This window comes from Lutibacter agarilyticus (genome assembly GCF_900188235.1).
GTDB classification, from domain to species: domain Bacteria; phylum Bacteroidota; class Bacteroidia; order Flavobacteriales; family Flavobacteriaceae; genus Lutibacter; species Lutibacter agarilyticus.
In genome coordinates, this window is the sequence record NZ_FZNT01000013.1 from 1 (window position 1) to 23,518 (window position 23,518).

13 protein-coding genes are annotated in these 23,518 nt (G+C 33.0%); all 13 read left to right on the plus strand.

The window, feature by feature from the left end; all coding sequences use genetic code 11:
* Positions 1 to 233: LUD domain-containing protein (locus CHB67_RS16470; RefSeq protein ID WP_176461311.1), on the plus strand; the 233-nt coding region annotated here is incomplete at its 5' end.
* Between the two features lie 346 nt (positions 234 to 579).
* Positions 580 to 1,950, plus strand: a complete 1,371-nt coding sequence (locus tag CHB67_RS16475; protein ID WP_089382907.1) for a family 43 glycosylhydrolase — start codon at positions 580 to 582, stop codon at positions 1,948 to 1,950.
* Between the two features lie 31 nt (positions 1,951 to 1,981).
* Entirely contained in the window at positions 1,982 to 3,406 is a 1,425-nt protein-coding gene (locus CHB67_RS16480; protein WP_217900283.1) for a sulfatase family protein, read from the plus strand.
* Between the two features lie 27 nt (positions 3,407 to 3,433).
* The gene (locus CHB67_RS16485; RefSeq protein WP_089382908.1) at positions 3,434 to 6,952 is read left to right on the plus strand and encodes a glycosyl hydrolase; all 3,519 of its coding nucleotides are present in this window, start codon (positions 3,434 to 3,436) and stop codon (positions 6,950 to 6,952) included.
* Between the two features lie 32 nt (positions 6,953 to 6,984).
* Complete coding sequence (locus CHB67_RS16490; RefSeq protein ID WP_217900284.1) at positions 6,985 to 8,487, plus strand: sulfatase family protein; 1,503 nt, start codon at positions 6,985 to 6,987, stop codon at positions 8,485 to 8,487.
* Positions 8,488 to 8,501: 14 nt separating this feature from the next.
* The gene (locus CHB67_RS16495; protein WP_089382910.1) at positions 8,502 to 10,220 is read left to right on the plus strand and encodes a glycoside hydrolase family 43 protein; all 1,719 of its coding nucleotides are present in this window, start codon (positions 8,502 to 8,504) and stop codon (positions 10,218 to 10,220) included.
* A 52-nt stretch (positions 10,221 to 10,272) separates the two neighbouring features.
* Positions 10,273 to 12,438 carry an endo-1,4-beta-xylanase gene (locus CHB67_RS16500; RefSeq protein ID WP_176461312.1) on the plus strand — a complete coding sequence of 722 codons (2,166 nt, stop codon included), beginning with the start codon at positions 10,273 to 10,275 and terminating at the stop codon, positions 12,436 to 12,438.
* Between the two features lie 60 nt (positions 12,439 to 12,498).
* A complete protein-coding gene (locus CHB67_RS16505; protein WP_089382912.1) occupies positions 12,499 to 14,166 on the plus strand; it encodes a glycoside hydrolase family 43 protein in 1,668 nt (555 codons plus the stop codon).
* Between the two features lie 114 nt (positions 14,167 to 14,280).
* Positions 14,281 to 16,746, plus strand: coding sequence for a glycoside hydrolase family 9 protein (locus CHB67_RS16510; protein WP_089382913.1), 2,466 nt, complete (start codon positions 14,281 to 14,283; stop codon positions 16,744 to 16,746).
* Positions 16,747 to 16,940: 194 nt separating this feature from the next.
* Positions 16,941 to 18,581: a sulfatase family protein gene (locus CHB67_RS16515; RefSeq protein WP_245813596.1), complete on the plus strand. Its 1,641-nt coding sequence runs from the start codon at positions 16,941 to 16,943 to the stop codon at positions 18,579 to 18,581.
* Positions 18,582 to 20,150, plus strand: a complete 1,569-nt coding sequence (locus CHB67_RS16520; protein WP_089382915.1) for a sulfatase — start codon at positions 18,582 to 18,584, stop codon at positions 20,148 to 20,150.
* 116 nt (positions 20,151 to 20,266) lie between these two features.
* On the plus strand, positions 20,267 to 21,820 hold the full coding sequence (locus CHB67_RS16525) for a sulfatase (protein ID WP_089382916.1): 1,554 nt from the start codon (positions 20,267 to 20,269) through the stop codon (positions 21,818 to 21,820).
* 115 nt (positions 21,821 to 21,935) lie between these two features.
* Positions 21,936 to 23,501, plus strand: a complete 1,566-nt coding sequence (locus CHB67_RS16530; RefSeq protein ID WP_089382917.1) for a sulfatase — start codon at positions 21,936 to 21,938, stop codon at positions 23,499 to 23,501.
* Positions 23,502 to 23,518: the final 17 nt, after the last annotated feature.

Sequence of the window (23,518 nt, forward strand, 5' to 3'; positions counted from 1 at the left end):
TTTCAGAAACTCAATTTCCAATAAGAGTATTACCTTTTATAGCCAATGATTTAGTAATTGTTTTAGACAAAACAGCTATTTGCCAACATTTACACCAAGCGTATGCTTTAACTTCAAAAAGAGAAAGAACTTTTGGCGTTTTTATAGCAGGGCCTTCAAAAACTGCAGATATTGAACAGTGTTTAGTTGTTGGTGCACAGGGAGCTATGAGTTTAACGGTTGTGCTAATTTAACAAAGGATAATTATCAAACCTTAACCGAGTTGGATCTTTAGTGTTCTTTCGTTTTACTTTTTAAATGGAGTTTTAATGTTCTATTTTTTATTAAGAGTTTTAAATTACCAAAAAAATAAAATACGCTTCGATTAATAATTAGTAAATCATAGCCTTTTCTACATTGTCGAGTCCTATAATTTTTGGCACATCTCTTTTTATTGCATTCAAATAGCATAGTGCACATTAAAAGCTTATTTAGCGCTTTAAAATCATATCACCTTTTATAAAAAACATACACCCCTAAATATTTATACAATGGCTTATACTTTTGTTTATAGAAACAATAAAAGTTTAAAACCGATATATGAAAACCGATAAAGCATTACAAAATACATTTATACCGATTGTTTTCTTGGTGTTGTCCTTGTTCTCAGTAAATCTTTTTTCCCAAAACCCTTTAGTGATGGACCAGTTTACTGCAGATCCTACGGTTCGGGTATTTGATGGAAAATTATATATGTATCCTTCACATGATGTGCCTTGTAAAGATGGACAAGGATTTATAGGTTTTTGCATGCCAGATTATCATGTATTCTCCTCTGAAAATTTAACCGAATGGGAAGACCATGGTGTCATACTTTCTCACAATACCGTTCCTTGGGTAGAACCAGCATCATTTAGAATGTGGGCGCCAGATTGTGTTTTTAAGAATGGCAAATATTATTACTATTTCCCAGCAAATTCTGTTGAAAAAATAAATGGAAAAGGTAGAAGAATTGGCGTTGCTGTTTCCGATAAACCTTATGGGCCTTTTGCGCCAGAAGCAAATTTTATTGAAGGTATTTGGGGAATAGATCCCAATGTGTTTACAGATAAAGATGGCAAGTCTTACATCTATTGGGCGGAAGAAAGAGTCATTTATGGAGCACTGCTTAAAGAGAATATGGTTGAATTGGCTTCAGTGCCAGTACCTATGAAAATAAATGGCATTGGTAGGCGTAAATTTATTGAAGGTCCTTTTATGTTTGAGCGTAAAGGTATTTATTATATGACCTTTCCTTACATCCCAGAAACCACCGAACAAATTGTGTATGCAACTAGTGATAACCCATTGGGACCTTTTAAATATCAAAATGTGATTATGAAAGAATGGGAAAACAAATGCTATACAAACCATCAATCCATTGTAGCATATAAGAATCAGTGGTATTTATTTTACCATCATAATGAATTGTCACCCGATTTTGATAAAAACCGCTCCATAAAAGCAGATAGTTTGTTCTTTGATAAAAATGGCTTAATAAAAGAAATTATTCCAAGTAAAAGAGGTATAGGTGTTTCAAATGCTGAAAAAACTATACAGATTGATAGATATAGTAGAGTTTCAAAAAAAGGAGTTTCTACTGAATTTAATAATTCTAACCAAACCTTTGATGGCTGGAATGTGTCTTTTAATGAGACCAATTCTTGGTTGCAATACAATAAAGTAGAATTCAGTAATAATAAAACTAAGACTTTAAACTTAAAAGTAAAATCTCCAAAAGGTGGGAGTTTTGAAGTGCGTTTAAATGCAATTGACGGTCCGTTAGTCGCAATAGTAAATTTAGAAGACGTAGATGGGTGGAAAACAACAAGTATAAAAACGAAAAAAATAAAATCAGGAATTTACAACTTATTCATTGTCTCCAAATCGAAAGAACCTTTTGCTATAGATTGGCTTCAATTTGAACAATAGAAAATACTGAATTTTAATCTAGAATAAATGAATGCAAAACATAAGAATGCTAAATAAGAAAATCATCTTAATAATAGTAGTACTAATAACTAGTTTAGGAAGTCCTGAATTTGTTAGAGCTCAGTCAAATCAACCTAATATTTTACTAATAATGGGTGATGATTGCACATTCAGTGATTTATCATTATATGGTGGTACCAACGTTAAAACACCAAATATTGATAAATTGGCATCAGACGGACTTACATTCAATAAAGCATACTTGTCCGAAGCTATGTGTGCACCAAGTAGAGCCGAATTATTAACAGGTTTTTACCCTATGACTAATGGGGTAACCTTTAATCATAGTGCAACACGTAACAATATAAAAGGAGTGGCTCAATATTTAAGACCATTAGGTTATAGAGTTGGATTATCGGGAAAATCACATTTAAAACCTGAATCTGTTTACCAGTTTGAGGATATTTTAGGGATTACTAAAAGTGCAATTTCTGAAGTGTCTGAGTTTGAATCTGAGGAAATAGAAAAATTTATAAATAGAGATAAAAAAACACCTTTCTTTTTAATGACGGCTTTTACAAGTCCTCATGTGCCTTGGACAGTTGGAGATCCTTCACATTTTAATCCTGATAAAATAAAATTGCCACCTCATATGGCAGACACAAAGGCAACTAGAGAAGATTTTTGTAAATATTTAGCTGAAATTGAAGTATTAGATATACATGTTGGCAAGATATTGGCTTTACTTGAAAAATCTGGAGAAGCAGAAAATACAATTGTAATTTTCACTTCAGAACAAGGTGCACAAATGCCTGGCGTAAAATGGACGAATTGGGATGTAGGTGTGCACACAGGTTTTATAATGAAGTGGCCAAATAAAATTAAAGGAGGGCAAAGAACAGATGCGCTAATTCAATATTGTGATGTGCTTCCAACACTTTTGGATATCGTTTTAGAAAATAAAAACAATGACATTTTTGATGGTAAAAGTTTTTTGAAGGTTTTAAATGGTGAAACAGAAAAGCATCGCGATTTTGTATACTTCATGCATAATAATATTCCTGAAGGGCCTTCATACCCAATTAGAGCTGTAAGTAACGGAACCTATACGTACATCAGGAATTTATCTTCAGAAAATTTATACATCGAAAAACATGTAATGGGAACGTTAAGGTGGCATGATTACTGGCCTTCTTGGGTTTATGAAGCGGATACAAATGAACATGCAAACTTTTTATTAAACAGGTATCAAAAGAGACCTAAAGAAGAATTGTACAATCTTTCTTCTGACCCTGAAAATTTTAAGAATCTTATTGAGGATAAAAAACTTCAAAAAATAAAAAAACAGCTTTCTAAACAATTAGACTTGTGGATGAATAAGCAGAATGATCCTGGAGCAATACTAGATCAGAAAGAATATCAAGAAGCATCAAAATCGGGAAAACATAAATTATAAGTGATTTAACAATTGAAATATATACAAATGAAATATATAAAGGAGTCATCAAATGAGAAAAAAGAAAGTGGACTTAAAAGTTTTTTAAGTAATCATTTCAATATAAAAAATAGGTTATATAATATAACAATTATGTTGTTGTTATTTTCCTGTATTTCTGTTTCAGCTCAGACAGAATTAAGTTTACAAGAATTTAAATTGCCTCCAGAATCATCTAAGGTGCACACGTGGTGGCATTGGATGAATAATGGAATTACCAAAGATGGGATTACGAAAGATCTGGAATCGATGAAAAAACAAGGTGTGGTGCAGGCTACCATTTTAAATGTAGGGCTTCCTATTGTAAACCCTGTTGAAGTGCCCGATATTATGTTTGGAACACCTGAGTGGTACGAGATGTTTAATTGGGCATTAACGGAAGCTAAACGAGTGGGAATTAGCATTGGAATTCATAATTGTGATGGATGGAGCACCAGTGGTGGACCTTGGCTTACAGCAGAAGAGTCAATGAAACTTTACACTTGGTCTAAGACAACTATTAAAGGAGGTAAAGAGGTAAGTGTACAATTAGCCTTGCCTCCAAATTCTCGTAACTATTATCGCGATTATGCGGTGGTGGCTATTCCGCTAAATGAAAAAGAGAATTCATTTCAAACAGCAAAAGCTAAAATTACCATTAATAAGAAAGTAGATGCGAATGCGATTAGTGATGGGAACCCTTTTAGCTCTGTTGTTCTAAAGGCGGGAGATGTAATTAATATTGAATTGAAATCAAAAATAGAGATTAGTCAAGTGAAGTTTCAGTCACTTATTTTAGATAGCTATAAGTCATATTTTTGGGGTAATCTAAATAAAATTGGAGGAAAGTTTATTCTTTATTCGTCCAATGATAATGTTAATTTTCAAAAAGTTTCAAATGTTGAATTTAGAGGAGTATCAGAAACTAAGTCGGTTTCAATACCAAAAACCAGTGCTCAGTTTTTCAAACTGGAATGTCTTGAAGTAACTAAGAAGTACCCTTTATCTGAACTTGAATTATTAGCAAATAATGAAACATCAAGTTATAAACCTGTAATTCCTAATTTATTGCAGAAAACTGGGACTATTGGGTTAGCAAATAATGATGATTTTGCTTTAATGCGTAAAAACATTTCAAGTACCGTAAATGAGCAGTCCGTAATTGATTTAACAGAAAAATTAGATAAAAACGGTTTGCTAAAATGGAAGGCTCCAAAAGGAAATTGGAAAGTAATTCGTTTTGGATATACAACTACAGGTGCTCAGAATGGTCCATCTACTAAGTTTGGAAAAGGGTTTGAAGTAGACAAAATGGATACTATTGCCTTGAATAAACATTTTAATAGTTTTGGAAAGAAACTAAAACAAGAAGCTAATAAGATTACGGATAATACGTTTAAGTTTTTATTAATTGATAGTTGGGAAGCAGGCCTTCAGAACTGGACAAAAAATTTCCCTGAAGAATTTAAAAACAGACGTGGTTACGATATCATTCCATGGATACCAGTTTTATGTGGAGAAGTGGTTGGAAATACGCAACTATCTGAGGGGTTTCTGTTCGATTTCCAATTAACGATTTCCGATTTAATTGGCGATAATTATTACAAGCACTTTCGTGATTTATGTCATCGAGATGATTTAGAAATGCATGCCGAAGTCATTTACGGGGAACGTGGTATGTATCCTTCCATTGACGTATTAAAAACGAATAATTATCCCGATTTGGTGATGTCCGAATTTTGGGGAATGGATTTTGCTTCAGAAAATAGAGTTTACCAAGCAAAGGAAAAACCAAGACCACGTTTACCACTTTTTAAAGGATTTGAAGGAAATAAACAAGTTATAGCATCAGAGGCTTATACGAGTCTTGCACATTATAGCGATTCGCCTATTGAATTGAAAGCATGGGGAGATGAAGCGTTTTGTTCTGGTGTAAATCAAATGATTTTGCATTCCTATGTTCATCAACCGACAGACGATAAACCGGGTGTTACTTTATGGAAGTTTGGAGCAAGTTTTAATCGCAATAACCCTTGGTGGAATTTATCAAACGATTGGATGGAATATCAGTCACGTATCCAGTATGTATTGCAAAAAGGAGAACCTGTGGTGGATGTTGTTTATTATATTGGAGACCAGTTGCCACAATCAAATTACAAAAGTATAAGTAAAAAGATGCCATATGGTTATACGGCTTTTCCATGTAGCTTCGATATGCTCGTTAATCAGGCCAAAGCTATTGATGGTAAATTGTCATTTGGTGGCAGTCAGCGTTATGCATTTCTTGCGCTTCCCGAAAAAACAAACATGCAGTTGTCAACTTTAAAACAAATTGCAAAACTGGTAAAAGACGGAGTGGTAGTTTATGGTCCAAAACCAGAAGCCTTACTTTCGTTAACTGATATTAAACATCATTCGGAAGAGTTTAAAACTATCGCAGACGAGTTGTGGGGAAAGAGTAACTCCTCAATTATAGATAAGAAGTATGGAAAAGGAAAAGTTGTTTGGGGAAAACCTGTAAATGAGTTATTAAAAGAACTTAATGTTGTTCCAAGTTTTACTACCAATGTTGCTGAAGCGAAAGAAATTATGTTCACACACAAGAAAGTGGGGAATGATGATGTTTATTTTTTATTCAATCAGCAAAACAAAGCTTTAAGCCGCGAACTATTGTTCCGTACAAATAATAAAGTACCTGAAATCTGGGATGCAGTAGATGGTACAACAGTTAAACCAGCCATTTATTCAGTAGAAGAAGCGCAATTGAGAATTCCAGTAAGCTTGCAACCTTTGCAATCCTTGATATTTATTATTAGAGGAGATAAACCTGAAAAGCACATTGCCAAAGTACATTCTGGTTCAAAACAAATTTTTCCGCTAATAGAAAAAACAGAAGCTCAATTTACCATTCCCACCACAACTTTAATTGAAAATAATTTTGAGTTTGTTTCGCAGCAAAACAACGATTATATATTTACAGATGCTAATGGAAAAGTTATTAAAAAATCACTTGAAGCGCCTACTGTGTTTACTATTGATGATTTTAATGGGACAATAGATTTTGAGCCTGTTTATGACGAGAAAATACCCTCAGTAGGTATTAAGAACTTAAAATCATTAACCGAATCTGATAATCCATCCATTAAATATTTTGGAGGAAAAGCAACATATACCATCAACTTTAAAGCACCGAAAAAGGCAAAAAAGAACAAAGAAGATTTATACCTAAATCTTGGTGATGTAGATGCAGTTGCAGAGGTTGTTTTAAACGGGAAGCATTTAGGATATTACTGGGTTCCTAATTCAAAAATTGCAATTCCAAATCTAATTCAATCCAACAACGTATTAGAAATTACAGTGGCAACTGTTGTTAGAAACCGATTTATAGGAGATTTTATAGAATATGGTGAAGTTAAAAATTTATTTACAACAACTACCGTAGATAAATATTTTGATAAGGACAAGCCATTAAAACCTTCTGGGTTGATAGGACCTATTCAATTAATTCAGTATAAAAAAGAGAATTAAAAGTACTACCAACTTAATAAATTAAAATGATAATGAATACCACTAACATGATTGCTAAAAGGGATGGTTTATACAATACCGTTATTGTGTTGTTTTCTTTTATTATTCTTTTCTTTTTTACGTGTTTAGAGGCTAATGCGCAAAAAAGAAAAAAAGACAGTCCAAATATCATCCTTATTTTTATGGATGATATGGGGTATGGTGATCTTAGTTCTTACGGAGGTAAAGGTTACAGTACTCCCAATATTGATGAATTGGCAGCTCAAGGAATGCGTTTTACTAATTTTTATTCGGCACAAGCAATTTGTAGTGCTTCTAGAGCTGGTATTCTAACAGGGTGTTATCCTAATCGTATCGGAATTCCAGGAGCTATATTTCCAAATTCAAAAGTTGGGTTGAATAGTGCTGAAGAAACAATACCCGAAGTTTTAAAGAAAAAAGGCTATGCAACTTCAATGGTTGGTAAATGGCATTTGGGTGATGCTAAGGAATTTTTACCATTGCAACATGGCTTTGATGAGTTTTTTGGATTGCCTTACTCTAATGATATGTGGCCAGTACCTTATGGAGGTGGTTCAATTACAAAATATACATCTTGGAAAAAGAAGATGCCGTTACTTCCACTTATAGAGGGGAATAAGACCATTGAACATATAGAAGATATGATTGAAATGGATGAATTAACTACCCGTTATACAGAAAAATCGGTGAGTTTTATTGAACAACATAAAAAAGACCCGTTCTTCCTTTATTTTGCACATAGTATGCCTCATGTGCCATTGGCTGTTTCTGATAAATTTAAAGGGAAAAGTGAACAAGGTTTGTATGGAGATGTTATGATGGAAATAGACTGGTCCGTAGGTCAAATCATGAAAGTTTTAGAAAAAAATAAACTCACAGATAATACCTTAATCATATTTACAAGTGATAATGGTCCTTGGTTAAATTTTGGAAACCATGCTGGTTCTGCAGGAGGTTTGCGAGAAGGAAAGCAAACTAGCTTTGAAGGTGGACAACGTGAACCATGTATTATGCGTTGGCCTGGTGTTATATCAAAAGGCTCTATTAGCAATAAGTTAAGTTGTACTATTGATTTGTTACCAACCTTTGCCGCAATTACTAAAATCCCTTTAGCTGACAGAAAAATAGATGGCGTCAATATCTTACCTATTTTAAAAGGAGATAAGAATGTTAATCCACGTAATCAACTTTATTACTACTATAACGACAATGCTTTAGAAGGGGTGAGAGAAGGAGACTGGAAACTAATATTACCACATAAATATAGAAGTTATGAAGGGGAGCAACCAGCTAATGATGGATATATGGGGAAGAAACATAATGCAGAAATTGGATTATCTCTTTATGACTTGAGAAGAGATCCTGGAGAACGATATGATGTAAAGGAGCAGAACCCTAAAGTAGTGAAATCATTACTCAAGTTGGCAGAAGAAGCTCGTAAAGAACTTGGAGATGGCCTTACAGGAAGAAAAGGAGAGCATAGAAGAGAACCAGGAAGAATAGAAACCAAATAAAAAAAGAAGAGATAATGAAAGTCAAAAAAATATTAAGTGTACTTATTCTTTTCATCAGTTTTTACTCTATAGCAATTGCTCAAAAGGTTGATGCTAAAGGAGAAATCCTAGATTTGGAAGAGAATGAAAATACATTTAGAAATCCTATTATTCCTGGTTTTAATCCGGATCCTAGTATTTGTAGGGTAGGCGATGATTTTTATTTAGTAACCTCTAGTTTTGAATACTTCCCCGGTGTGCCTATATACCACAGTACAGATTTAGTTAATTGGGAATTAATAGGGCATGTTTTGAGTCGTCCTTCTCAGCTTAATTTAGATACAACTAAAGATTCTGCAGGTATTTATGCACCAACCATTCGTTATAATAATGGAACTTTTTATATGGTGACTACAGTTGTAGGGCCAAAATTTGGGAATTTTATAGTAACAGCGAAAGACCCAAGCGGACCATGGTCTGAACCACATTGGATTAATGGAGCACCAGGTATTGATCCTTCTTTGTTTTTTGATGAAGATGGGAAAGTATATATGTCTGGAAATATGCCATCAAAAGAAAAACTTTGGAAAGCACATAATTTACTTTGGCTTCAAGAATTGGATGTCAATACTTGGCAACTGCTTGGAGAAAGAACAATCATTTTAAATGCTGCGGATTATTACCAAAAAGGAACTTTGTTAGATAGAGATAATAACAATTATTTAAATTCAATAGAAGCTTCGCATGTCTATAAAAAGAACGGTTATTATTATCACATGTTTGCTATGGGTGGCACAGGCCATAATCATGCAGTAACTATTACAAGGAGTAAAAATATTTATGGTCCTTATGAATTAGATCCATCAAGTCCAATTTTAACGCACAGAGATTTATCTTCAACACATCCTATTACAACTACAGGTCATGCAGATTTGGTAGATACGCCAGAAGGTGATTGGTGGATTGTGTATTTGGGAAAACGGCCAAATGATGGTTTACGGTTTATGTTAGGGCGAGAAACTTTTATTTCTCCAGTAGATTGGAGTGGTACTTGGCCTATAGTAAATCCTGATCGTAAAGTAGGGAGAAGTGAATTAATTCAGATAAAACCTAAAAATTTAAAACCAAGTAAAAATACGGTGAATGATTTTAGAGATGATTTTACAGAATCAAAACTCAATTTACATTGGACATTTAAGCGAACGCCCCGCTCTGAGTGGTGGTCATTAAATGAAAGAAAAGGGTTTTTGAGAATGAAAACACGTCCTAATAAAATATCAGAAATAACCAACCCTTCCTATTTGGGTAAACGATTGGCTCATTTTAATTTTTCGGCAAGTACAGAATTAGATTTCAAACCTAATTCAGAATATGAAGAGGCTGGATTGGTCATTGAAAGAGATATAAATTACCACGTAAAATTTGTGATTGCGAAGGTAAATGAAAAAAAAGTTCTTCGTTTGGTTTTAAGAAATGGTCCTGATAATCAAGATGAAGTAATTGATCAAGCAATTATAACAAAAGGAGATATAATATTAAAAGTTACTGGAGAAGGGTTTTTGTATACGTTCAGTTATTCCACAAACCGAAAAGATTGGATTGAGATGAAAAAACCGATTGATTGTAGAGATAATAATTTCTATAAAGGAGGAAAATGGACTGGGGCTTTTGTAGGGATATATACATCTTCTAACGGAAGTCAAAGTAATAATAATGCAGATTTTGATTGGTTTGAATATAAAGAGAATAAATAAGAATATTTAAATGAGTTCTATCAAAAGCCATTACTATAAGATTTTAAATAATATGAGAATAAAAGAAATGTTAAGTGTATTAATCATATTTATAAGTCTTTGTTCATCTGCTCAAACGGAGCTTTCTGTAGGAGGATTAAAAGATGTTAATTCATCAATTTTAATTGGTGCAACGCTTCAATCGGGCTTTCCCGACGCAAAAATAATTGTGCGGTCAGAAGATAGTAAACTAGGTAAATTATTTCTCAAAGAATTCAATCTAGGGCAAACAACTTGTTATCCTGCATGGGAAACCTGGAAAGGTGTTAAAAAATACGATTTCACCCAATTTAATGCAGTTGTTAATTGGTACACAAAACATAAAGTTCCAGTAGTAGCGCATCTACTTGCAGGTCCAGATCAATATTTTCCTGATTGGTTCAAGAAAGCGACCTATACAAATGCTGAACTAGACTCACTTTTATCTGATTATATTAAAGCAGTTATAAGCTCTAACAATAATAGTGAAAAAGTCAAGTACTGGAATGTAGTTAACGAGTTTATTTATAACAATGGAAGCTATACACCTCCAAATTTGGAAGCTCCCAAAATTAAGTTTGTACAGTTGGGAATGGAGCCAGATAAATCGGGTTTAACTGGCGAAGACAAGGTTAATGATTCGCATCCAATTTTTGTGCGAAAAGCTTTTGAATATGCCCGAAAATATACCAACGGCAAATTAGAATTACGCGATTACAATATAGAATTTTGGGGAACTAAAAAATCAAAAGGATTTTATCAAATGGTTCGCCATCTTTTAAACTCTGAGGTTCCCATAGATGCTATTGGTTTGCAGGGGCACTTTAAATTGAACAAAACCTACGATTGGGACAAACTGAAACAAACCATTCAGGAATACCGAAAATTAGGCTTGGAAGTTTACATTACCGAATTAGACTTTGCTGACGAGGATAAAAATTGGAATGATGAAAAAGCTCAATTTCAAAAGGAGCAATACAAACAAATGATGACTGCTATTGTAGATGGCGGCGCAAATTGGGTTTGCTTTTGGGGCTTGCGTGACAATTGGAACAAACACTGGCTTTACGAAAAAAGTCCTTTGTTATTCGACTTTGACTTAAATCAGAAACCCGCTTATTTGGGCGTAAAAGAAGCATTGCAACATTCAGCAAATAAATTTAATATTGAACGACAAACTGTAGTTTCAATTGAAGGAGACCAGTTCTATATCAATGGCAAACCAACTTACGAAGGGCGCTACTGGAAAGGGCATAAAGTTGAAGGCTTACTAATTAATTCTCGAATGGTCCAGGGAATTTTTGATGATATAAATCCAAAAACATCAACATCATTTGCATACCCTGATACTAATAAATGGGATACAGAAAGGAATAATCGTGAGTTTGTAGAAGCTATGCCTGAATGGAAAAGTTATGGATTGAATAGTTTTACCTTAAATATGCAAGGTGGAAGTCCTGTAGGGTATAAAGGAATACCATACACAAATCCTGGTTTTTACGAAGATGGTTCTCTACGAGAGCCCTATATGAAAAGATTGGATGCTATTCTAAAAAAGGCAGATGAATTAGAGATGTTAGTAATACTTGGCATCTTTTATTTTAGACAAGATCAATATTTAAAAGATGAGGCTGCAATTATAAATGCAACGACTAATTTAATTGATTGGTTATTTAAAAAGAATTACCGCAACGTACTTATTGAAATCTGTAATGAAACCAATGATAATGGTAGTTATGAGCATAATATATTACGCCCTAGTCGAGTAGCAGAGTTAATTCATCTAGTTAAGAATAAGAAAAAAAACGGTTATCGATATTTGGTTACAACAAGTTTTGGGGGAATTACGGTACCTAATTCTGATGTTATAAAAGCTTCAGATTTTTTACTAATCCACGGAAATGGTGCTAAAAAACCAGAACGTTTAATAAAATTAGCGAAGGATACACGTAAAGCAGAAGGCTATCGAAAAATGCCAATAATTAATAATGAAGATGATCATTTTGATTTTGATAAAGCCACAAATAATTTCACAACCTCTATAGAGACTTATGTGTCTTGGGGATATTTAGACTTTAGGTTTCCTGACGAAACAGATTTTAATGAAGGCTATCAAAGTATACCCGTAGATTGGGGTATAAATTCTGATCGTAAAAAAGGCTTTTTTAATAAGGTAAAAGAGATCACAGGAGGCAATTAGTCTAAAATAATTGACTTAAGGAAATATAAATATATATATAACAACAAAAAATAGATTCAGATGTTCAAAAAAAATAAAATTAACATGCTTTCTTGTATTTTAATTACGCTATGTCTTGGTTTACAAGCACAAACCAAAAACCCAGTATTACCAGGTTTTTATCCAGATCCTAGTATTTGTAGAGTTGGAGACGATTATTATATTGTAAATTCGTCTTTTGGGTTTTTCCCTGGGATTCCTATTTTTCATAGTAAAGATTTGTCTAATTGGAAACAGATAGGACACGTTTTGAATAGACCTTCTCAACTTAATTTAACCGATGAATGGTTGTCTGCAGGTCTTTATGCACCTTCTTTGCGTTATCACGAAGGCACTTTTTATTTAATAAATACCTTTATGGGTGCTAAAGAAGGTAAGCAAGGAGGTAATTTTTATGTAACAGCAAAAAATCCAGCGGGACCTTGGTCAGATCCTATTTGGTTAAATGACATTGAGGGTATTGATCCATCGTTCTTTTTTGATAATGATGGTAAAGCTTATGTAGTTAATAATGGACCAGTTGCAGACGGAAACCCAAGATATAGCGGACATCGTTCTGTATGGCTTCAGGAGTTTGATTTAAAAACGAAAAAAGCAATAGGAAAACGTGTAGAATTGTTAAATGCAGGTATTGATCCATCAACAAATCCTATTTGGATTGAAGGACCGCATCTATTTAATAAAGATGGTTATTACTATTTACTTTGTGCAGAAGGTGGTACAGGAGTAGAACACAGAGAAGTTATATTGAGAAGTAAAAGTATTTGGGGACCTTATGAAGTAGGAAAAAACAATCCTATATTAACTCAAATGGGTTTGCCAGAAGATCGATCAAATCCAGTAACCTGTACAGGTCACGCAGATTTTGTTGAAACACCTAACGGAGATTGGGTTGCTATTTTTCTTGCTTGCCAGCCTTATGAAGACGGTCATTTTAATACAGGTCGCCAAACATTTATCCTTCCTGTAGATTGGAAAAAAGGCAAATGGCCCATGATACTTAAAAAAGGAAAAACCGTTCCTTCAGAAGTTTCTTTACCATTAAGTCCAAATAAAGATTTGGTTTCTTTTAGTGATTACTCTATGGATTGGAAAGACGATTTTGACAATCCAAAGTTAAATTTCGAATGGAATTTTATTCGTACTCCAAAAGAAAAATGGTATGATATCCAAAATGGAAAATTAATTATAAACGCAAGACCTATTAGTATTGCTGAGGTTGGTAATCCTTCTTTTATTGGTCGAAGATTGCAACATTTTAAAGCTGAATTTTCAACGAAAGTTTCATTAAGTGAAGGTGAAGGGAAATATAAAGGAAGAACTATGGAAGCCGGAATTGTTGCTTTTCAAAATGAAGAGTTCTTTTATAAAATGGTTTTAGAAAGAAAAGATAGTAATTATTTTTTGAAGATTTCATCTGCCACAGAGGAATTTGAGAGTATTCAACTTAAAGATTTTAAACCATCACAGTCTGTTTTTCTAAAAATGAAGACCATCGAGAACGAATTTTATGCGTTTTATAGTTTAGATGAAACTAATTGGAAACCTATTGGAGGAAAGTTAGATGCGAAGCTTTTAAGTACTAAAACTGCAGGAGGTTATATTGGGGCATATTTTGGACTTTATTCATATGCTAAATCACCTCAAAAGGCAGTATTTGATTGGGCAACTTATAAGGAGTTAAATTAATCCTTTTTAAATCAGTAATCCAATAATGAATACTTTAAGAACACGTAAATAATAAAAAAATTGGATACTTTTTTATTATTTACGTGTTCTTATAATGTTTAAAATTATATAATAATGAAAAGAAAAATAATATTAATCGTAATAGTTTTGCATTCATTATTGGGTACTGCACAAATTATTTATAGTGATGCCTTTGATAAAGGTATCAAAAAGGCTACAACGTCTCCCTCAATAACAACATCAATATCTAACAATAATTTAAGGCTAGTAGGAAATGGAACCGGAAGTCCTTGGGCAAATACCATTTATTCTTTTCATAATTCAGGGAGCAATGTAAATATCAATGCTTCTTCCAATATGAAGCTCTATATTAAAGTTAAGGCTGAAAATTCTCCACAAATGAGAATAGATTTAATAGATGTTAATAATTATGTAACCAATTTAAAACCGTCTTCAATTTATCCAAGTTCTACCTATCAAATATTTGAAATTGATTATTCAAAGAAATTAGGGTATATAAAAAATGACGGCCCTTGTTCTTCAAGTTCTTGTATAATAGACCCAACAAATTTAAAGGGTATTATGATTTTTTTAAATCCGGGAACTGGAGCTTATAATGGAACTATAGATATAGAATGGTTAACATTAGGTGAGTCTATAGAAACTACGGTAGATTATGAGGTTAGATACAATCAGGTTGGTTATTTTGTAGATAAAAGTAAAACTATTAACGTAGTTTCTTTTAATAATTTCTCTCCAAAAAACTATACAATATTAAATTCAAGTGACGATATTGTTTTATCGGGTACTACAACAACCCCTAACTATTGGAGTGATTCTAATGAATATGTTGCTAAAGCAGATGTATCAACGCTAAACACACCTGGAGTTTATAAATTTAAAACAGATGAATTAGAGATTTTATACAATGTAAATTCAGATGTTTATGAATCCATATCAGAAGCAGCTTTAAAATATTATTATTACAACAGAGCATCTACAGCTATATCGTCAACTTACGGAGGTGTTTATGCACGAAATATAGGTCATGAAGATACTCAGGTCTATGTTCATAGTTCTGCTGCATCACCTACAAGACCTGTGGGAACAGTAATTTCTTCACCAAAAGGATGGTATGATGCAGGCGATTATAACAAATATATTGTGAATAGTGGTATTGCTACTTACACACTATTAGCTGCATATGAACATTATGAAACTTATTACCAATCTAAGTCCATTAATATTCCAGAAGCAGGAGGTGTTATTCCAGATATTTTAGATGAAATAAAATGGAATTTGGATTGGATGTTAACCATGCAAGAGCCATCAGATGGAGGTGTTTATCACAAACTTACGGGTTTGAATTTTTCAAGTATTGTGATGCCTAAGAATTATTCGCTAAAAAGATATGTTGTGCAAAAAAGTACTGCTGCAGCGTTAAATTTTGCTGCAGTAATGGCTATGGCATCAAGAATTTATTCAGATTACAATACTGAATTGCCAGGATATAGTACAGCTTTATTAAATGCGGCTAAATCTGCATATGCTTGGGCTAAAGCCAATCCAGCTGTTTATTTTACAAACCCTGTCGACGTTAAAACTGGGCAATATGGAGATACCAATGTTGCCGGTGAATTTCAATGGGCTGCTGTAGAGTTGTTTATTTCAACAGGTGATTTGCAATATAAAAGTGACATAAACATATCAACTATAAAAAATGACATTCCAACATGGCAATCCCCAGAGCCCTTAGCACTTATTTCAATTGCATTTCACAAGTCATTGTTGTCATCACAAATAGATACAAATACAGCTATTAACAAATTAATTAGTACAGCAGATGCTTTAAAATCTCAAGTAGCATCTTCTGTAATGAATATTTCATTGACGAGTCAGAATTATGTATGGGGAAGTAACAGTAGAATTGCAAATCAAGTGTTTTTACTAATTAGAGCTTATGAAATAACAAATGATGCATCTTATTTAAATGCAGCCTATAAAGCAATGGATTATTTATTAGGTAGAAACGGAACAGGGTATTGTTATGTTACAGGTTATGGAAGTCAACCCCCCGTGAATTCACATCACAGAATATCTAAAGCCGATAATGTAGTTTTGCCTATACCAGGAATGTTAGCCGGAGGTCCACATTCAGGGCAACAAGATATCTCTGCATGTGCAGTGTATCCTAGTAATTATAAAGCAGCTTCTTATTTAGATGATTGGTGTTCGTATTCTACTAATGAGGTGGCCATAAATTGGAATGCTCCGTTGGCTTATGCTTTAAACGCATTGCAGTATTATCAAGACGAACGGACTACTTTAGGTCTTGATGAAAATATTTTATCAAATCAAAATATCATGATTTATCCTAACCCATCTAGTGGTATTGTTAAATTTAAAAATATCGAAAATATTAACTCAATTAAAATTTTTGATTTAAAAGGGAGTGAAGTTAATAATGTAAAAATTTCAGAAAATAAGTCAATTGATTTTGGAAATATAGAAGAGGGTGTATATTTCATTGTTTTTGATACTTCAAAAGGTGTTTTTACAAAAAAAATAATAAAAAAATAACTATTATTAGATAGGACAACTAGTAATAAACTAAATTAAAGTCTATAAATTACGATACCCATTTAGCCCTCTCATAAATTGATATTACCCCTAAAAATAGGAGAGGTTTTTTTAATATTGTGAATATTAAGGAGTAACTATGTATCGCTTAAAAAAACTATAAATTAACTTTCAACAATAAATTAAAATAAACAATGACATCTATTTCTAAAATAACAACATTCAAATTGATTGTGTTTTGTTCTATGGTTTTAGCATTATTTTCATGCGAAACCACAACTAAAAAATCAGAAACCAAGAAAAAGCCAAATATTATATATATAATGGCTGATGATTTGACCATACAGGCTATTAGCGTTTACGGAGGAATTTTTAAAGAGATAGCTCCCACGCCTAATATTGATAAAATTGCCAATGAGGGTATGTTATTTCAAGATGCACTCTGTACCAATGCTATTTGTGGACCAAGTAGAGCAGCTATTTTAACCGGAAATTACAGTAATTTAAACGGTTATTATAAGAATGAAAGTGGCGGTAAATTTGATGATACACAATGGACATTTCCTCAAGAATTTCAAAAACAAGGTTACCGTACTAGTTTGTTTGGAAAGTGGCATTTAGGAACAGAACCTAAAGGTTTTGATGTTTTTAAATATCATAATTCAGCAGGTCAACAAGGACATTATTGGGATCCAACTTATAACGAAAACGGAGTTGATGTTAAAGAAAAGGGCTATTCTACAAATCTAAGTACAGACTTTGCTTTAAGCTGGTTAGAAGAAGGCAAGAACTCTACAGATCCTTTTTTAATGGTATTACAATACAAAGCACCTCATCGTCCTTGGGAGCCTGATACAAAATACGAAAAACTTTGGGAAGACATAGAAATGCCTTACCCAAGCACATTTAATGATACTTATGAAGGTAGAGAATTAACAGCTGGAGATACTGAAATGACCATGGAATATTTTAGTAATAAGGATATGAAAATGCCAGAACCTGATGGGTTAGAAGGTGTAGATAAGATGAAATGGAATTTTTACGGAGCAAAACCAGGTGAAGTTGTGCAACCAAAAGGGATGAGTTTTGAAGAAGGTAGAAAATGGAGATACCAAACTTATATTAAAGATTATTTGGCCTGTGTAAAATCTGTAGATGATAATGTTGGAAGAGTGTTAGATTATTTGGGTGAAAATAATTTAGAAGAAAATACGATTATTGTTTTAACGTCAGATCAAGGATTTTATCTTGGTGAACACGGTTTCTTTGATAAGCGTTTTATTTACGAAGAGTCTTTACGTATGCCGTTTATGGTTAAATACCCAGAGGTAATTAAACCAGGAAGTGTTAATGAAGATATTATCTCAAATATTGACTTTGCACCTACATTTTTAGAGTTGGCTGGGTTAAAAACCAATCAAAAAATGCAGGGAACAAATTTTGCACCTTTACTAAAGGGTGAAACACCAAAAAACTGGCAAGATGCCATGTATTATCATTATTATGAGTTTCCTTATTGGCATCATGTGCAGCCACATTATGGACTTAGAACTCAAAAATATACATTAGCACACTTCTATTACAATATTGATGTTTGGGAATTATATGATTTAGAAAAAGATCCAAATCAGCTAAATAATATCATAAATGATTCAAATTATTCAGAAGTAGTTGTTGAACTAAAAGCAAAATTAAAAAAGCTTATGATAAAGTTTGAAAATAATAAAAGCTTAAAAGACTTCAGAATGATAACAGATAAAGATTTTGGGGATATTGTTACTAACGATACTAATGAGCCTTCTGTTCAAGATCTACTGACAAAAAAAGAAAATTAAATGAATTTAAGACGTGTAAATATAGCATTTTTGCTACTGTCCATGCTTATTTTAGGGAGTTGTAAAACAAAAGAAGAAAGCGTAAAGCTTACAAATTCGAAGCCTAAAAACATACTTTTTATTGCAGTTGATGATTTAAAACCTCTGTTAAATGTTTATGGAGAAAATCAAATGCATACTCCTAATATAGACCGTTTGGCAAAAATGGGGACTATTTTCACCAATGCTCATGTACAACAAGCGGTTTGTGGTCCATCGAGAGCTAGCGTAATGACTGGAATGTATCCAGACAATACTAAAGTATGGGATTTAGATACAAATTTTAGAGAATCTGCACCAGAATTAATGTCAATGCCTGAGTATTTAATTACGCAAGGTTACGAAACATCTGCGACTGGTAAAATTTATCATGACAATTCTACATCAAGCGGGCATGATGCTAAAAGTTGGAGTATTCCGCACTCTAACCCTAATTATTTTGATAAGAAATATGGACCACCAGCTTATGGTACATATCAAAACCCTAACACAAAAAGATTGATAAAAATCTATGAAGAAGAGGCAAAGGAAAAAGGGTTTAATAATAAGCAGCAACGAAAATATGTTGATAAAAGAATACGTCCTAGTACAGAATGTGTAGATGTTTCAGACGAGGCATATAGATCAGGTTTATTCCCTATTGAAGGTGTTAGAAAAATGGATAAGATGCTGGAAACAGGAAAACCATTCTTTTTAGGGATAGGTTTTAGAAAGCCACATTTAGCATTTGTTGCTCCAAAAAAATATTGGGATCTCTATAAAAGAGAAGATATTAAGTTGTCAGAGCCACAAAAATTATCAAAAGGAACTCCCGATATTGCATATCACTCATTTGGAGAATTGAGAGGGTATTCAGATATTGATAATAATTTTGGTGTTGGTGATGTTTTTCCTGAAGCAAAGCAACGCGAACTCATTCACGGATATATGGCTTGTATATCTTATATTGATGCACAAATAGGTAAGCTTTTGGATGCTTTGGAAGAGCGAAATATTTTAGATGAAACAGTTATTGTTCTATGGGGAGATCACGGGTATCACTTAGGAGATCATACGTTATGGAATAAACATTCAAATTTTGAACAAGCAACAAGAATTCCATTCATGTTCGCAGGTCCTAGTGTTGCAAAAAATATTAAAGTTGATAAACCAGTAGAGTTGCTAGATTTATTTCCAACTTTGTTTGATTTAGCAGGAGTAAAATCTCTTGAGCTTGATGGGAAATCATTAAAACCGTTATTAGATACAGACCCTAATACCAATATAAATCCTAAATATGCAATTAGTCAATATAGAAGGCATAAGTCAAAAATGGGCTATTCTATTAGAACTAAGCGTTACAGATATACCGAATGGCATGATGAAGGGTATAGATCATTTACTCCCTATAAAGAAGAAAGAATTCTAGGGCGAGAGTTATATGACTATGAAGTTGATCCTTTAGAGACTAAAAATTTAATCAATGATGCAAGTTATGCTGATACAGCAAAGCTTTTAAAAGCAGAATTAAAAAGTTTTTTAACTAAATAAAAAGTGTTCTTTTAAGAGTCTTACAGTAAAATTATTGCTGAAAAAAATAGAGAAAAATATTGTTGGTTATAAAGAGCCTTCCGCTCAATATTTACGAACTAAAAAAAGAAAATTAAATGAATTTAAGAAATATAAATATAGCATTTTTGCTACTATCTACAATAATTTTAGGGAGTTGTAAAACAAAACAAGAAAGTGTACAGCTTACAAATTCAAAACCTAAAAACATACTTTTTTTAGCTATTGATGATTTAAAACCATTGTTAAATGCATATGGAGAAAATCAAATGTATACTCCTAATATAGACCGTTTGGCAAAAATGGGAACTATATTTACCAATGCTCATGTACAACAAGCTATTTGTGGTGCTTCTAGAGCTAGTGTAATGACTGGAATGTATCCAGACCATACCAAAGTATGGGATTTGGAAACAGATTTTAGAGATTCTGCACCAGAATTATTGTCAATGCCAGAGTATCTAATTACACAAGGTTACGAAACTTCTGCAACTGGTAAAATTTATCATAAAGGGATTGATAGGAAAAGTTGGAGTATTCCCTACTCTAACCCTAATTATTATGACGAGAAATATGGTACACCTGCTTTTGGTTCCTATCAGGATCCTGAAACTAAAAGGATAATGAATGCTGCTTTGAAGGAAGGTAGAGAAAAAGGACTTACTAATAGAGCGTTAAGGAATTATGTTTTCAACATATTACGTCCAAGTACTGAAAGTGCCAATGTTTCAGATTTATCATATACAACTGGATTATATACTATTGAAGGTATTAAAAAGATGGATAAAATAATTAAGACAGGGAAACCTTTCTTTGTCGGTATAGGTTATCAAAAACCTCATTTACCTTTTGTAGCTCCAAAAAAATATTGGGATCTTTATAAAAGAGAAGATATTAAACTAGCAGTTCCACAAAAGCAATCAGAAGGTACTCCAAAATGGGCTTTTCACTCATTTGGAGAATTGAGAAATATGTCAGATATTGATAGTAGACTTGACACAGGAGATGTATTGCCTGAAGCAAAGCAACGTGAACTTATTCATGGATATATGGCCTGTATCTCTTATGTTGATGCACAAATAGGAATATTACTAGATGCATTAGAAGAACGTAATATTTTAGATGAAACTATTGTCGTTTTATGGGGAGATCATGGGTATCACCTAGGTGATCATGCACTTTGGAATAAACATTCAAATTTTGAACAAGCAACAAGAATTCCATTCATGTTTGCAGGTCCTGGTGTTGCAAAAAACACAAAAATAGACAAGCCTGTAGAATTGCTGGATTTATTTCCAACCTTGTTTGATTTGGCAGGAGTAAAAGAAGCTAAAGTAGACGGAAAATCATTAAAACCTTTACTTGATACAGATCCTAAAACTAATATAAATCCTACATACGCAGTTAGTCAATACCCAAGATGGAAAGATAAAATGGGCTACTCTATTAGAACCGATCGTTATAGATATACCGAATGGCATAATGATGGGTATAGATCATTTACTCCATATAAGGAAGAGAGAATCCTTGCACGAGAATTATATGACTATGAGGTTGATCCTTTAGAAACTAAAAATTTAATCAATGATGCAAGTTATGCTGATACAGCAAAGCTTTTAAAAGCAGAACTAAAAAGTTTTTTAACAAAATAGATAGCGTTCTCTTAAGAGTCTCTACAGCAAAATTATTACTGATAAAAAAACAGGATATATTGTTGGTTATAAAGAGTCTTCCGTTCAAGATTTAAGAACTAAAAATGAAAAATAAATGAATTTTAGAAATATAAATATAGCGTTTTTGTTACTTTCTATACTTATTTTAGGGAGTTGTAAAACAAATAAAAAAAGTGTGAAGCTTACAAATTCGAAGCCTAAAAACATACTTTTTATTGCAGTTGATGATTTAAAACCACTGTTAAATGCTTATGGAGAAAGTGAAATGTATACTCCTAATATAGACCGTTTGGCAAAAATGGGAACTATTTTTACCAATGCTCATGTGCAACAAGCAGTTTGTGGACCATCAAGAGCTAGTGTAATGACTGGAATGTATCCAGACCATACCAAAGTATGGGATTTGGAAACAAATTTTAGAGAATCAGCACCAGAATTAATGTCAATGCCAGAGTATTTAATAACACAAGGTTATGAAACTTCTGCTACAGGCAAAATTTATCATCATGGACCAGTATCTAAAGGACATGATTATAAAAGCTGGAGTATTCCGCACACAGAGCCTAATTATTTTGATGAAAAATATGGTAATCCTGTTTTAGCGTACCAAAATCCAGAAAACAAAAGATTATTGACTAGCTATATTAATGAGGCTAAAGAAAAAGGATTAAACAATAAACAACAGCGCGAATATGCGTTTGAAAAATTAAAACCCAGCACCGAAAGTGCGGATGTTTCGGATCAATCTTATACCACAGGCTTGTATCCTTTAGAAGGCATAAAAAAGATAGATGCTATATTAAATACAGGGAAACCATTCTTTGTAGGTGTTGGGTTTATAAGACCGCATTTGCCCTTTATTGCACCAAAAAAATATTGGGATTTATATAAAAGAGAAGATATAAAATTAGCAGAATTTCAAGAATTATCAGAAGGAACACCTAAAATAGCCTATCATTCATTTGGGGAATTAAGGTCTTATTCAGATATTGACAATAATGCACGTATTGGTAAAAAATTACCAGAAGATAAGCAGCGTGAATTAATACATGGATATATGGCTAGTATTTCTTATGTAGATGCTCAGATAGGAAAATTGTTAGATGCGCTAGAGGAACGAAATATTTTAAAAGAAACGGTGATTGTGTTATGGGGAGACCATGGTTATCACTTAGGAGATCATACGGAATGGAATAAACATTCAAATTTTGAGCAAGCAACACGTATTCCTTTTATGTTTGCAGGTCCTGGAGTTGCAAAAAACACAAAGGTAGATAAGCCTGTAGAATTACTTGATTTGTTTCCAACTGTGTTTGATTTGGTAGGAGTAAAGTCTCCTCAGCTTGATGGGAAATCATTAACTCCGTTATTAGATACAGATCCAAATACGAATATAGATCCTCAATATGCAGTTAGTCAATTCAGAAGACATAAGTCAAAAATGGGATACTCTATTAGAACCAATCGTTACAGATACACAGAATGGCATGATGAAGGATATAGATCTTATACACCATATGAGGAAGGTAGAATTATAGGACGAGAACTATATGACTACCAAGTTGACCCTCTGGAAACTAGAAATTTAGTAGATGATTCAGATTACGCCTCAGAGGCCAAAAAATTAAAAGCACAACTAAAGGACTTTTTAACTAAATAGCCTTATTATATAGAATT

Bases quoted from the DNA above. Each gene is read 5' to 3' on its own strand.
- CHB67_RS16475 (WP_089382907.1), top strand. From the start codon at position 580: ATGAAAACCGATAAAGCATTACAAAATACATTTATACCGATTGTTTTC.
- CHB67_RS16480 (WP_217900283.1), top strand. From the start codon at position 1,982: ATGCAAAACATAAGAATGCTAAATAAGAAAATCATCTTAATAATAGTA.
- CHB67_RS16485 (WP_089382908.1), top strand. From the start codon at position 3,434: ATGAAATATATAAAGGAGTCATCAAATGAGAAAAAAGAAAGTGGACTT.
- CHB67_RS16490 (WP_217900284.1), top strand. From the start codon at position 6,985: ATGAATACCACTAACATGATTGCTAAAAGGGATGGTTTATACAATACC.
- CHB67_RS16495 (WP_089382910.1), top strand. From the start codon at position 8,502: ATGAAAGTCAAAAAAATATTAAGTGTACTTATTCTTTTCATCAGTTTT.
- CHB67_RS16500 (WP_176461312.1), top strand. From the start codon at position 10,273: ATGAGAATAAAAGAAATGTTAAGTGTATTAATCATATTTATAAGTCTT.
- CHB67_RS16505 (WP_089382912.1), top strand. From the start codon at position 12,499: ATGTTCAAAAAAAATAAAATTAACATGCTTTCTTGTATTTTAATTACG.
- CHB67_RS16510 (WP_089382913.1), top strand. From the start codon at position 14,281: ATGAAAAGAAAAATAATATTAATCGTAATAGTTTTGCATTCATTATTG.
- CHB67_RS16515 (WP_245813596.1), top strand. From the start codon at position 16,941: ATGACATCTATTTCTAAAATAACAACATTCAAATTGATTGTGTTTTGT.
- CHB67_RS16520 (WP_089382915.1), top strand. From the start codon at position 18,582: ATGAATTTAAGACGTGTAAATATAGCATTTTTGCTACTGTCCATGCTT.
- CHB67_RS16525 (WP_089382916.1), top strand. From the start codon at position 20,267: ATGAATTTAAGAAATATAAATATAGCATTTTTGCTACTATCTACAATA.
- CHB67_RS16530 (WP_089382917.1), top strand. From the start codon at position 21,936: ATGAATTTTAGAAATATAAATATAGCGTTTTTGTTACTTTCTATACTT.